The sequence below is a fragment of the Flavobacterium sp. RNTU_13 genome (genome assembly GCF_046614455.1).
Classification (GTDB): domain Bacteria; phylum Bacteroidota; class Bacteroidia; order Flavobacteriales; family Flavobacteriaceae; genus Flavobacterium.
Genome location: NZ_JBKJHB010000003.1, coordinates 23,696 through 36,932 on the forward strand (window position 1 = coordinate 23,696; position 13,237 = coordinate 36,932).

The following is a 13,237-nucleotide window of genomic DNA, read 5'->3' on the forward strand; positions in this document are numbered from 1 at the left end:
AAAACCGCTATGAAAAGATTTATTGGCAGTGCCGTACTGTTGTGTATCATTGGGGCTTATATGATGAGCTGCGAAAAAGATGATATATGCGCAGAAGGTACCCTTACCACGCCTAATATGCAGGTAGCTTTTTACAACAACGAAAACAGGGGAGCGTACAAAACAGTATCTAACCTTAAAATTTTTGTAGAGGGAATGCAGGATACCATAGCCATAGGCAGAGTAGACAGCATTACATCTGTTCCGCTTAAGGTAGATGCTACATCTGTAAAATGGGGCTTTAAATATACCCATAACAGCGATACCGGGCAGAAGCTTGAAGATATTGATTACCTTGAGTTTAAATATACAGCACGAGATGAGTATGTATCGCGCGCGTGTGGTTTTAAAACACTGTTTACGCTAAATCCCAGCCTGCCTACTGACGTTAACCCGGTGCTTACCACCGGAAACGACGGTGCCGACTGGCTGCGTGATGCACGTATAGAAAATCCTGAAATTATAAACGAAGATGAAGTACATGTTAAGATCTATTTTTAGTGTTTTGCTCCTCGCTTCGTTTAACGGATTTGCGCAGCAGCAGCAGGAACTTAAGGTGAAAAACGCCGATACCACCAACACCGTGCTAAGTGTAAAGCCAAAATATGACCGCTACGGCCTGCGCGTGGGCGTAGACGTATACCGTTTTGCCAGAACATTTTACGAGAAAGGGTTTAAAGGCCTTGAGGTTGTGGCAGATTACCGCTTAACTAAAAAGATATATGCAGCCGGTGAGGCCGGTAGTGTTACATTTGATATTGATGACGACCGTATAAACTTTACCGCTAAAGGCAGCTACATTAAACTGGGTTTTGACTACAATGCTTACGAGAACTGGCTGGATATGAATAATATGATTTACGTAGGTGCCAGGTACGGTTTTTCTACTTTCTCGCAGCGTGTAAATTCTTATAAAGTGTACCAAAATTCTGATGTAACCAGTACCGACGAAACCGACAATTATTTTGATGACGTTACCCGTTATCCCGGTAGTAATTTCAGTGGGCTGTCGGCGCACTGGCTGGAAGTAGTTGGAGGGGTGAAGGCTGAAGTTATAAGCAACATATTTATGGGCTTTAGTGTAAGGTTAAATACGCTGCTGGCTAATAAAAAACCTGCAGGTTTTGATAACCTTTATATACCGGGATTTAACCGTACCTACGATGGTAGCTTTGGTGTGGGCATAAATTATACTGTCTCTTATTTTATCCCGTTGTATAAAAAATCAGCGTCAAAGAAAACAGACGAATCAAAGAGTGGTAAAGCTTCAGACAAAAAGCAGTAAATAGTTTTCCTCGCAATAATAACGAAGCAGCACCAATACGTACTCTGTGTAATGGTGCTGTTTTGTTTTATATATAGCGCGGAAAAAAACATAAAATCAACCTGTAGAGTATGATGTTTTCAGGTAAATTACGTTATTTAAATATTAACTGAATTTACTTTTTTTTCGTTCAATATTTTATCGGATTGATATTCAGTTTATTTATTGTTTTGTTATAAGTCATAATGTTGTGTTTTGGTTATATTGCTGTGCAGATGATTTTTGTCATGTTTAAAGCGGTAACTTGCGTATAGATTTGCTTTAGTAAAATGCAACAGTTTATGGATAGTTATTTTGTAGTTTTAGAACTCCCTTCATCTTCGTTATCTCTTTTAAATGTAAGCCAAAATAAAAGCCTTTGGGCATCGGCAAAAGACCTGCTTAAATCCGGCAGCGCTGTAATAGTCAGCTCAAGGCGGGATACCGGTGTATGCGAAGAACTTAAAAATTATTTATCTCACATTACTGATTTTACCACTTTTATATTGTTACAAACCGCGCTTAATCCCGCTGATTTAATAAGTAAAGATAAATTGTTTCCTAAGCTGGCTTCAAGCATAGATATACACGCCCCTGTAGAGGTCGTAGATTTTAATGCTAAATTTCAGGTGTTAGCTCAGGCATAACAAAAAAGCAGCTATAGACAGCTGCCTTTTTGTTATTCTTTTTCCCATATATTGTCAGAAAGATTTACATCCGGAATAAACCTCCCGGGGTCAATATCAATCGACTTAATTTTTCTAGAGGTCTTTATCAGGTGACGCCACTCGTTACCCCTGTACCATATTTCTACGGGTAGCTTAAGGGTTTCGCTGGTATTGTCTGCATACGTTACCTTGTACACTACCGGCATAGGTATGTCGCCTTTATTGGTAAACGTTACAATATACCCTGCTTTGTCTTCGCTTACTTCGCTTATCCCCAGGTCTATGTTTCCGTTGCCCAGAAACCACCCTTTCCAGAACCAGTTTAGGTTGTCACCGGCACCGTTATTCATGGCATTAAAAAAATCTGAGGGTTGAGGGTGCTTAAACGCCCAGTTTTTTATGTAGCTTCTAAATGCAAAGTCAAACCTGTCGTGCCCCAGTATATATTCCCTAAGCATAATCATACCCGTTGCAGGCTTGTAGTAGGCAGTGTAGCCCAGGTTTACAGAGCGTGCAATATCAGGGTAGGTAGCTATGCTTTCGCGGTAGCGGCTTTTTAGCCATGGCGTGTGCATACGGCTGCGAGCAGTAAGGCTTGGGTATTCGTTATTATTAAACGCTGTAGAACTATAATAGTTAATAAAGGTATTAAAGCCTTCGTCCATCCAGGCATAACGCCTTTCGTTGGTACCCACAATCATAGGGAACCAGTTGTGGCCTAACTCATGGTCTGTAACGTCCCACAATTCGGCTCCTGCACTTGTAGCGCCACAAAACGCCAGTCCCGGGTATTCCATACCGCTTACATTACTCGCAACGTTAACGGCAGCCGGGTAAGGGTATTCAAACCAGGTATTGCTGTAGTGCTCTATACTGGCTTTAGCATATTCTGTACTTCGGCCCCATGCTTCCTTGCCATCTGCTTCTTTAGTGTAGGCAGATTGCGCCAATGCTTTTCTTCCGCTGGGCAGGTTTATGCGTGCGGCATCCCAAATAAAGTTCTTCGCCGAAGCAAAAGCCACATCGCGCGTGTTTTCCATTTTAAAATGCCACGTAACTTTTCCGTTTTTTACCGGGCGCGTTACTGCAGCATTCCCCGCTTCGTCAGGTGATATTATGTACAACGTTTTATCGCTGTTTTGTGCCTGCACGTATCTGTTGTACTCCTCTTTAGTAAGTACCTCTTTAGCGTTAACCAGCGCTCCTGAACCTACTACAATATGGTTATAAGGCACTGTTACCTTGTAATCAAAGTCGCCATACTCTACATAAAATTCTCCTGCACCCAGGTACGGCTCCACATTCCACCCGTTAACATCGTCATACACGGCTACCCTAGGATACCATTGTGCAATAGAGTAGGTGGTTCCACCTTCGGTAGTAAGACGGCCCATACGGTCCATGCCGGCCTCAGGTATTTTAAACTCAAAGTTTAACGATACGGTAGCTTTGCCTCCATTTGCCTTAATAGGGGCATTAAAGTATACCTGCATACGGGTGTCGTCTATAAGGAAACGGCTGCTTTCTTCACCTTTGCTTTTGGCTGATAGCGATGTTATTCTAAATCCGCCATCGGTATCGCCATTGTAACGGTTACCTTTTATTGGGGTGGTAAGGGTACCTCTGGAGTCTTCGGTAAACCTGTTTTGCTCTACATACATCCATATATAATCCAGCTCTTGCGGGCTGTTGTTTATATAGGTCATGGTCATTTTACCTTTAACCGTGTTTGCTACATCATCCAGCTCGGCCTCTATTACATAGCTGGCGCTGTTTTGCCAGTACTGCGGGCCGGGCACGCCGCTTGCAGCGCGGTAGGTATTGCCACGGCTGTACAAAGCATCGTCAAATTTCTGTTGGTTATTAGGTTCAAACTCCTGCGAAAAAACAGCCATAGAACTAAAACAGGCCAGCAGGGCAATTTTTGATGTTTTCATCAATATACAATTATACAAGGTTATGCTTGCGCCAAAGATACCTAACTTGCCTGTAAGTTGAATACTGAATTATCTAAATAATTACGAATTTTAAGATATGATGAGCCACGAAAAACTAAAGTTTTGAGTACTTTTGTATCGTTTTTTCAATACCTCTGTATACTACAATGAACAAAGTTATATCCTTCATTTCATCAACCCGATTAATGGCCGTTTTATTTGTGGTTTTTGCCGCAGCAATGGCCATAGGAACTTTTATAGAAGATGCCTATAACACCGAAACCGCACGTGTATTCATTTACAATGCATGGTGGTTTGAGGCAATAATGTTTGTGTTTGTGCTAAACTTTTTCGGGAACATAAAGCGCTACAGCCTTCATAAGAAAGAAAAATGGGCTACGCTATTGCTACACCTTTCCTTTATTTTTATTTTGATAGGTGCATTTGTTACCCGTTATATTAGTTACGAGGGCATGATGCCGATACGTGAAGGTGCCACCGAAACGCATTTTTACAGCGACAGGCCCTATCTTACCATAATGGTAGATGGCGACTATAAAGGACAGACCATGCGCCGCACATTTGAAGAAAAGATTTTAATGAGCAGCCACGAGGTGCCTTTTATAGCCTCTAACTACTTTAGCATAAAGAATGACTTTGCTGATATTCCTTTTGAGGTAGAATATAAAAAATTTATACTTGGCGCTAAAGAAGTGGTTAAAACAGACCCTAATGGTACTGAGTATATAAAAATGGTAGAGCAAAGCACCGGGCAGCGTAAAGACCGTTTCCTGAAGGCTGGCGAGGTGCAGAGTATTAACAATATACTTTTTGCGTTTAATAAACCTACTGCGGGTGCTGTAAACATTACAAAAGCCGGAGATAACTACACTATTACCACTCCTTTTGAAGGAAGCTTTATGCGCATGGCTGACAGGATGCAGGGTAAAGTGCTGAAAGATGCGGCACAGCCGCTTATGTTCCGTTCACTGTACCAGGTGGCTGGGGCTATGTTTGTATTTCCTGAGCCTGCCATTAAGGGTAAGGTGGCGTATGAATCAAATGGTAATTTTAAAACCAAAGATGATGCTGCACTTGTACTTACTGTAAAAAGCCAGGGCGAAGAAAAAGAAATTACACTGCTTGGCGGTAAAGAAAAAATAGGTGTGCCGGTAGCATTTAAAATCGGTAAGCTTGATTTTACACTTATGTACGGTAGTAAAACCTATGAGCTTCCGTTCTCGGTTACGTTAAAAGACTTTATAGCAAACAAATACCCGGGTATGCAGGGCAGCGAAGGTGGCTATGCATCCTTTGAAAGTAAAGTGGTGGTAGACGACGCGCAGGACAAAAAGAAATTTGACGCCCATATTTATATGAACCACGTGCTGGATTACAGGGGATACCGATTTTTCCAGAGCGGTTACGATCCTGATGAAAAGGGTACTAAGCTTTCGGTAAACCACGACCAGTGGGGTACATGGCTTTCTTACATTGGTTACTTTCTTTTATATACAGGCCTTATGGTAATTATGTTTGATAAAAATACACGTTTTGGCGACCTTAAAAAGAAGCTCGACAAAATAAAAGAAAAGAAAGCGGCTATGGCCAGTGCCATTCTTTTGTTTGTGTCCTTGTTTGCTTCGGCACAGCACAACCATACCGAAGGCGATGGGCATAATCATACACACCAGCGCCCTACAGATAAACAGCTTGATTCTATTTTTGAAAAGTATAAAGTTAGCGAAGAACACGCGGCTAAATTTGGCCGTATTATTATACAGGATGCCGGTGGAAGGATGAAACCTGCCAATACCTTTTCTTCAGAGTTGCTTCGTAAAGTAAGCCATAGCGATACTTATCGTGGTATGAATGCTGACCAGGCATTTTTATCTATGGCACTTATGGACCGTATGTGGTACGAGGTGCCGGTAATATACATGGTAACAAAAAACGACAGCATTTATAAAGTTGCCGGTATAGAAAAGGGGACAAAGTATGCAGCACTAGCCGACTTTTTTGACGAGCAGGGTAACTACAAGCTGGATAAGATACTAAACGATGCCAGCCATGAAAGAGAAGTTACTTCTGTACAGCAAGACTTTATAAACCTGGATAAGCGTATACGCCTGCTTAACTGGGCGCTTACCGGCCAGGTAATGCGCATACTGCCTATACCCGGCGATAAGGGTAACAAATGGGCATCGTACCCGGAAGCCGCGCAGGGTAATATAAAAGGGCTGGATACCATACGTAACATTGTTCCGTATTATTTTTCATCGTTGGGCGCCGCAGTACAGAGCAAGAACTATAAAACCGCCGATGATATACTTAAAGCACTTTCTGCTTACCAAAAGAAATTTGGTGCTTCGGTAATACCATCTGAAGATAAAGTAGAAGCAGAGATAATGTACAACAAGTACGATATCTTTAAAAAGTTGTTTCAGTATTACCTGTATGCCGGATTACTGATGTTAGTATTTACCATTTTAAAGATTTTTTATACCCGTAAATGGATTAATATAACAGTTAATACATTCCACGGAATCATAGGATTTTTGTTTTTACTGCACACACTGGGGCTTATTGCTCGTTGGTACATTTCCGGGCATGCACCGTGGAGTAACGCTTACGAATCGGTTATTTATGTAGCGTGGGCTACAATGTTCTTCGGGCTTGCGTTTGGGCGTAAGTCGCAACTTACGGTGGCTTCTACAGCCTTTGTAACATCAATGGTATTGATGGTAGCGCACTGGAGCTGGACAGACCCTGAGATAGGTAATCTTGTACCGGTTTTAAACTCGTACTGGCTTATGATACACGTTGCGGTTATTGTAGGTAGTTACGGTCCCTTTACACTAAGTACAATTTTAGGTTTAGTGTCGTTAGTGTTAATGATGTTTGTAAACAAAAACAATAAAGAAAAACTGGATCTTAATATAAAAGAGCTTACCTACGTTACAGAAATGGCGCTTACCATAGGACTGGTTATGCTTACCATAGGTAACTTTCTTGGCGGGCAGTGGGCTAATGAAAGCTGGGGCCGTTACTGGGGCTGGGATCCTAAAGAAACCTGGGCGCTTGTAAGTATTATGGTATATGCTTTTGTTATACACATGCGATTTGTACCTGCGCTACGCGGTACCTGGATTTTCAACTTTTTTACCGTACTTGCGTTTGCCTCTATACTTATGACATATTTTGGGGTTAACTTCTACCTTACCGGGCTACACAGCTACGCCAGCGGCGAGGTTCGTACACCGGCGTATTTCTTTTATATGGCGCTTGGCGCATTTGTAATAGGAGGGTTTGCTTACGTAAAATACAACAAGTACCTGAAGAAAGCCAAGTAACAGCATACCGTATAAAACAAAATACCCTGATAGAAAACTATCAGGGTATTTTGTTTTATACGATAAAAAATTAAAGGCTAAGTATAAAGTTATCTTTATTTAAACCATCGGCTATGTATTGCCAGTTAATGTGTACTACATCACTAAGTACTTTTTTAAGCATGTTAAAGTCGTTAGGCTTCCTTATGTATACGTTAGCTCCGGCTTCAAACGTTTCCTCAATATCCTGTTCCGCAGAAGAGGTAGAGTAAATGGCTACCGAGATTTTTTTAAGGTGTTCATCTGCCCGTATTTCCCGTAAACATTCTAAACCGCTTTTCCTTGGCATATTTAAATCAAGGAAAATAATGTGTGGCAGCGCGTTGGCATGGTCGTTTAAGTAGTTCATAAGCTGTTCCCCGTCATGGAATGTGCTTAAGGCGTACTCAATTTTTACATCTTCAAAAGCCTCTTTAAAAAATAAACGGTCATCTTCATCGTCATCGGCAAGCATTATGTGCAGAGGATTTGGTCTCATCAAATTTTGGTTTTTTTGATTGTTAAGACATTGAGAAATCTCAAATGCTACTGCAAATTAATAAAAATTTAATGGGAAATAAAAATTAGTTTTGATCTTAAGTTATGCGTAAATATTTTTTTGTTTTTGTGTTAAAAAAATGTGAAAAATATTATTTCAAATGTAGCGTTTTCTTTAGTTTATTAGTTTAAATTCATCTTTATAACATACCTTTGGCAATGTTGCATTTTTTTAAAAGCAACATTGTTTCTGTAGTATAATTACTATTAAAACTATGTATATGAAAAGAGGCTGTTTAACTTAATAAACAGCCCCACGCATTAAAATAATAAACAACCACTATGTAATAAAGTGTACTTTTTTATTGCGATAAAATCCACATACGCTTATTTATTTCATCGTAACCGCCAAATTGCCCGTTAAGTGCTTCGGTTAAGTGCTCTGCATTAAATGTAAGTTCTGAAGCGGGGTATAGGTAACGCACCGGCACTGCAGCAGGATTATTTACATTAAGGCTTGTAGCCGGATTTATAGAAAGCGCAGGGTAACCCGTTCTTCTGTATTCAAAATAAGCGGTATCTGCGTCCATTAAAAAGTTAAGCAGGTAACGTTGCAGCCCTATCTGCATCAGCTGGTTTTCCTGAGACGTAGCAAAAGCAGCCTGTCCGGTAAAATAACCGTCAATATCGGCCTGGGTTAAGGCGTTTCCATGCGCGTATGCCGCATTAGAATTCATAACCATAGTAAGTGCTGCTTTAACCCCACTTTCGTAATACTGCTGTGTAGTACCGCTGCTTATCCATCCGCGTATGCGCGCTTCAGCTAAAATAAGCTGCTGTTCTGCATAAGTAAGCATGCGGCGCGGTTCGCTGGCCTGATCGGTCTGGTATTTAAGGTTTATCCTGGAGTAGGTGCCTGTAGCATACGTAGCATTTAGCCCTGCGTAGTCTATGGCAGTATCTACCCCTACATACGCATCAGGACTTGTAGCCGGTATACCTGCTATCCTTTTAGCCTCGGCAGGCTCCCCAAAATAATACAGGCGTTTGTCGTTAAGCAATTTAAGGTTATCTACCACCGTGGTACTTAAAATTGTACGGCCCGTAAACATATCGTTAGTGCTGTATAACGGATGCCTGCTTACACTGTTATACTCCAGCCCAAGGTATTGGTTAGCATTTTCCAGCAGTTTATTGTCGTTTACAATAGCTGCAAAACGCTGCGGTATGCGTAGTTCTGCATCGTTAGCTTTGTTGCTCAGGCTCATTAATACTTTAAGCTCAAAAGCGTTTACCGCACGCTGCCATTTAGTATTATCCCCGGCAAAAGGGGTAGGGTCTCCCGCAAATGTAGCCCCGGCGGCAAAGGCTGCGCTTGCTTCCTCCAACTCTGTTAGTATTCCCTGGAAAACCTGTTTCTGGGTATCGTACTTTGGCTTAAAGTTGCCTAAAGCCCCTTGTCCTGACTCGCTGTACGGTATATCGCCCATTTTCATGGTAAGCAAATAAAATGTGTAAGCCCTTACAAAGTACGCAATACCCTTATAAGAATTTTCGGCTGGTGTTCCTTGTGCTGCCTGTAGCATTTTCTCTACATCGGGCAGTATGGTCATGCTGCCAAAGCTTGCGTTACTTATAAAGTTGTACTGGGTGCCCAATTGCCCTTCATTAGCATAGGCTACATATTTTGGCAGGGCGTTGTCTGATATGTACGCTTTTGCATCGGCGCCCTGATACTTGGTTACACTAAGTATAATATTTGTACACAATAATGAAGCACTTACTTCGGTAGGTGTATTAGGGTTGGTATTTATATCGTCAAAATTGCTGCAGCCGGTAATTGTAAGCATTATGGCTATTGCTCCAATAATTTTTTTCATGTCCGTCATTATTTATTATGTCGACTATTAAAATTCAAGTTTCAGGTTACCGCCTATAAAGCGCTGCGATGGATCGCTAAAATTGTCTACGCCGCTGTCTGGATCAGAGTATTTAAAGTCTTTAGCCCATAAAAACAGGTTTTGACCAATGGCAGATACCGCTGCGCTCTTAGCGCCTATAAACTTACATGCCGATTGTGGTACGTTATAGCTTATAGATAGTTCGCGTAGTTTTATAAATGTTGTACTGTAAGTATCGTACGGAGATGGCGCGCCGCCCCATGCTGTACCTTTGTGTATTCTTTGTATGTAGCTTTGGTACGTTACCGGAACATCATTTGGTGCGTATTGCCTTGTATCTGAAGTGATATTACCAAAAGCATCGTAGGTGGCACTACCCGAAACTACCTTCACTCCACTGCCCACATAGTTAGCGGTTCCTGTTGTTACATCTTTATAGCGTATGTCGTTTACAGAATCAGGGTGGTTACCTGATTGCCACATGTACATTTCGGTAGTACTTTGCGCAAGGCCTCCTACACGTCCGTCTAACGACACGTTTAGCGTAAAGTTTTTGTATCGTAGGGCAGATGATAGTCCCCATATCCAGTCAGGATCTGCATATCCGTACACCGATTGATAAGCAGAGTACACCGGTAATCCGTTTTCATAGATCATGTTTCCGTTGTTATCTTTCTGGAGATCATTTAGTACAAAGGCATCTACACGATTACCTACCTTTACCCATGGGTTGTTTGCAGAAAACTTACTATCCAGTTTTGTATAGTATCGGGCGTATTTAGACCAGTTTGCCGTAATGTCCCACTGCCAGTCCTGTAGTTTTACAGGTGTTATGTTAGCCGTAATTTCTATTCCCCTGCGGGTTATTTCTTCACCTGTGTTAACATAGTTAGAGCTAAAGCCCGAAGCGCTGCTTACCCCTGTAGCGGTAAGGAAATCATACATACGCTTAGAGTAGTAGGTAAAGTCAAACAAAAAACGGTTTTTAAACAGGCTCGATGCAGTACCAATTTCCCACGTGTCTGACGCCTGCGGATTTACTGTACTGTTTCTTACCGTATCTGGGTAGGTTGCAGAGGTGTTGCTTCCCCATGCGTTGTTGTTAATAGTATACACCGAGTTAATATCGTACACGCCGGCAGGAGTTTTAGATGACGTCCATGAGCCGCGCAGTTTCCAGAACGAAAGCCAGTCGTATTTCGGTAATATTTCTGATGGAAGGAAGCTTGCCGCTACCGATGGGTACAGGTAAGAACGTGTGGCTTGCGGTAGGGTAGAGCTCCAGTCGTTACGAAGGGTTCCTTCTAAAAACACCATGCTTTTCCATGATGCGCCCAGGCGCCCGTATATACTGTTTACCTGTCTTTTTGAAACCGATGAATTTACCAGTGGTGCATTAATAGACGCTTTAATAGAATAGAATCCCGGAATAGAAAGCCCGCCCTGGGTTTGAGATTCTATACCTTTATCTTGCGTGTAATAAATTGTTTCTCCAAAAAGCCCGTCGATGTCGAAATCGCCAAATTTTTTGTTACCCGTTAAAAGGAAATCCTGGTTAACACTGTAACCTGTGCCTAAACCCTCGCTGTACGAACCCTTTAACGATTCTCCCCAAACCTGTGCTCCGTTTAATATTACCGTAGCAGCCCCGGCCGAAACCAGCGATCCTTTTGAAACCCGTATTACCTGCTGGTTATTATAGGTGTCAAAACCGGCGCGTAGTGTGGCATTTAGCCAGGGAGCGATTTCGTATGTACCGGACATAAACCCGTTAAACACCTGGCGGTCCAGGCTGTGTATACGCTCGTTACGGTCAAAATAAGGGTTGTTGTTTGTGCCGGTATAGCTATTGTTTTGCGATTCGTTTTTTACCAGCCAATAGTCTTTGTACTGGCGGATGTCGTAATCAGGAGCAGACCAAACCAAAATGTTGTACATAGGGTCGTAAGCGGTATAACCACTAAAACCTATGTTTGGCGAAGTTTGCTTATTTAATGATATAGATGATGTAAACTTAAATTTATCTATGTTTATATCTCCTGCCAGCGTATAGGTATACTTGTCAAACTCAGAGTTAGGGTACTGGCCGCGGTTGTTTACCCACGTAGCCGATGAGCGTATATTTCCGTGCTCGCCGTGTTGCGCTATACTAAGGTTATTGTTAAATATATAGCCTTGTTGCAGAAAGTTTTTAAAATTGTCTTTACCGCGTGCCAGGTAAGGCATAGACTGGTATGATTTTGTAACAGGATCCCATTGTATTACCTGCTGGCCTTCCATAGGTACGCCCCAGGCTCCGGTGCCTGTATAGGTATTTGTAGCCGCATTTATTTGTCGGCCAAAGGTGGTTTGCTGTTTCGGTATTGCCAGATAGCCTGCGGTAAGCATGGTACTGCTGTTAAAGCTTACGCTAAGCCCATCTCTGTCTGTGCCGCCTTTTTTGGTAGTAACCACAATAGCACCACTGGCACCCCTGTAACCGTATAGCGCCGATGCCGTAGCACCTTTAAGTACGCTTACCGTTTCTATGTCATCTGCAGGTACATCTCTTAGTGTCATATTGCCATAAGGTACACCATCTATAACCAGCAAAGGATTTTCGCCGCGTAACTCTATGGTAGGCGCTTCGGTAAATTCGGTACTGTTTTTTACCAGAAGGCCTGATACTTTTCCGGTTAATGATGTAGCTACATCTACACCTTTAACCGTTTGTACGGTGCTTCCTTTTACCTTTTGTACGGCATAGCCCAGTGCTTTTTCCTCACGTTTTATACCTAGTGCTGTAATTACCATTTCGGTAAGCTGAGAAGCCTCTTCCTGTAATGTTATATTTAGTAGCGTGTTAGGCGTAACAGTTTTTTCTTCGGTTTTAAAACCTATGTAAGAAAACACAAGGGTTTGGCCTACTTCTGCCATGATGCTGTAACTACCGTCCATATCGGTTTGGCTACTAAGAGCTGTGCCTTTTATCAGAACACTAACGCCCGGAAGCGGCTCGTTTTTACTGTCGGTAATTTTTCCTGTAACTTTTATTTTTTGTTGGCTCTTTACCTGATTGCCTGCCTTTACTTTAACAGTAATTACGTTATCTGCTACCAGGTAAGCAAGGTTAAATTTTAACGCAGCTTCATCAAGCAGGTCTTTAAGCGTTTTGTTTCCGGCAGTAACGGCGTTTTTCGTTTTTTGATACGTAACCTCGTCTGTGTAAAGTACAGAATACGTAGTCTGACTCTCTATGGCTTTAAAAAGTACCTTTAAGTCGGTAACGTTAGTGGTTAATTTTACATTTGTGGTTTCCAGCCCGGGGGCGTTGTGTGTGTTTATAGCGAGCGCCTGTTGCAGGCAGCCCAGCGTTAGAAAAAATAAAAGCAGAATTTTTCTTGCGGTATTTTTTTTTCTGTCAAGATACATAATTGTAATATCTTTGTTTATTAGTTAATTGTAACGATTAATTGTAACCCGATAATTGGTGGCCGCCATGTTCGGGTTTTTTGTTTGTAAACAGGGAGTAGTCTTTTAT

Annotated in this window: 8 protein-coding genes; 4 read left to right on the forward strand and 4 right to left on the reverse strand. The window is 41.9% G+C overall.

Features of this window, described 5'->3' with window-relative positions; genetic code table 11:
- The first annotated feature begins 9 nt into the window (after positions 1-9).
- The 3 genes from ACLI08_RS08370 to ACLI08_RS08380 all read left to right on the forward strand — a co-directional run bounded on the left by ACLI08_RS08370 (position 10) and on the right by ACLI08_RS08380 (position 1,989).
- Complete coding sequence (locus ACLI08_RS08370) at positions 10-540, forward strand: DUF6452 family protein (RefSeq protein WP_411428028.1); 531 nt, start codon at positions 10-12, stop codon at positions 538-540.
- Entirely contained in the window at positions 521-1,324 is an 804-nt protein-coding gene (locus ACLI08_RS08375) for a DUF6048 family protein (protein ID WP_411428029.1), read from the forward strand. Before ACLI08_RS08370 ends, ACLI08_RS08375 begins: the two co-directional genes overlap by 20 nt.
- Before the next feature lie 320 nt (positions 1,325-1,644).
- Complete coding sequence (locus tag ACLI08_RS08380) at positions 1,645-1,989, forward strand: hypothetical protein (protein ID WP_411428030.1); 345 nt, start codon at positions 1,645-1,647, stop codon at positions 1,987-1,989.
- Positions 1,990-2,021: 32 nt separating this feature from the next.
- On the opposite strand, the gene ACLI08_RS08385 is transcribed toward ACLI08_RS08380, so the two are convergent.
- The gene (locus ACLI08_RS08385) at positions 2,022-3,947 is read right to left on the reverse strand and encodes a M1 family metallopeptidase (protein WP_411428031.1); all 1,926 of its coding nucleotides are present in this window, start codon (positions 3,945-3,947) and stop codon (positions 2,022-2,024) included.
- Between the two features lie 206 nt (positions 3,948-4,153).
- Between ACLI08_RS08385 and ccsA the strand changes: the two genes are divergently transcribed.
- Positions 4,154-7,300, forward strand: a complete 3,147-nt coding sequence (gene ccsA, locus ACLI08_RS08390; RefSeq protein ID WP_411428032.1) for a cytochrome c biogenesis protein CcsA — start codon at positions 4,154-4,156, stop codon at positions 7,298-7,300.
- Positions 7,301-7,370: 70 nt separating this feature from the next.
- Here the strand turns inward: ccsA and ACLI08_RS08395 are convergent, their stop codons facing one another.
- From ACLI08_RS08395 to ACLI08_RS08405, 3 genes are all read right to left on the reverse strand, one after another.
- Positions 7,371-7,817 (reverse strand): response regulator, encoded by a 447-nt coding sequence (locus ACLI08_RS08395; protein WP_411428033.1) that lies wholly within the window; start codon positions 7,815-7,817, stop codon positions 7,371-7,373.
- 361 nt (positions 7,818-8,178) lie between these two features.
- Positions 8,179-9,696: a SusD/RagB family nutrient-binding outer membrane lipoprotein gene (locus tag ACLI08_RS08400; protein WP_411428034.1), complete on the reverse strand. Its 1,518-nt coding sequence runs from the start codon at positions 9,694-9,696 to the stop codon at positions 8,179-8,181.
- Between the two features lie 27 nt (positions 9,697-9,723).
- On the reverse strand, positions 9,724-13,128 hold the full coding sequence (locus ACLI08_RS08405; protein ID WP_411428035.1) for a SusC/RagA family TonB-linked outer membrane protein: 3,405 nt from the start codon (positions 13,126-13,128) through the stop codon (positions 9,724-9,726).
- Between the last annotated feature and the right edge of the window lie 109 nt (positions 13,129-13,237).

Bases quoted from the DNA above. Each gene is read 5' to 3' on its own strand.
- ACLI08_RS08370 (WP_411428028.1), top strand. From the start codon at position 10: ATGAAAAGATTTATTGGCAGTGCCGTACTGTTGTGTATCATTGGGGCT.
- ACLI08_RS08375 (WP_411428029.1), top strand. From the start codon at position 521: ATGTTAAGATCTATTTTTAGTGTTTTGCTCCTCGCTTCGTTTAACGGA.
- ACLI08_RS08380 (WP_411428030.1), top strand. From the start codon at position 1,645: ATGGATAGTTATTTTGTAGTTTTAGAACTCCCTTCATCTTCGTTATCT.
- ACLI08_RS08385 (WP_411428031.1), bottom strand. From the start codon at position 3,947: ATGAAAACATCAAAAATTGCCCTGCTGGCCTGTTTTAGTTCTATGGCT.
- ccsA (WP_411428032.1), top strand. From the start codon at position 4,154: ATGGCCGTTTTATTTGTGGTTTTTGCCGCAGCAATGGCCATAGGAACT.
- ACLI08_RS08395 (WP_411428033.1), bottom strand. From the start codon at position 7,817: ATGAGACCAAATCCTCTGCACATAATGCTTGCCGATGACGATGAAGAT.
- ACLI08_RS08400 (WP_411428034.1), bottom strand. From the start codon at position 9,696: ATGAAAAAAATTATTGGAGCAATAGCCATAATGCTTACAATTACCGGC.
- ACLI08_RS08405 (WP_411428035.1), bottom strand. From the start codon at position 13,128: ATGTATCTTGACAGAAAAAAAAATACCGCAAGAAAAATTCTGCTTTTA.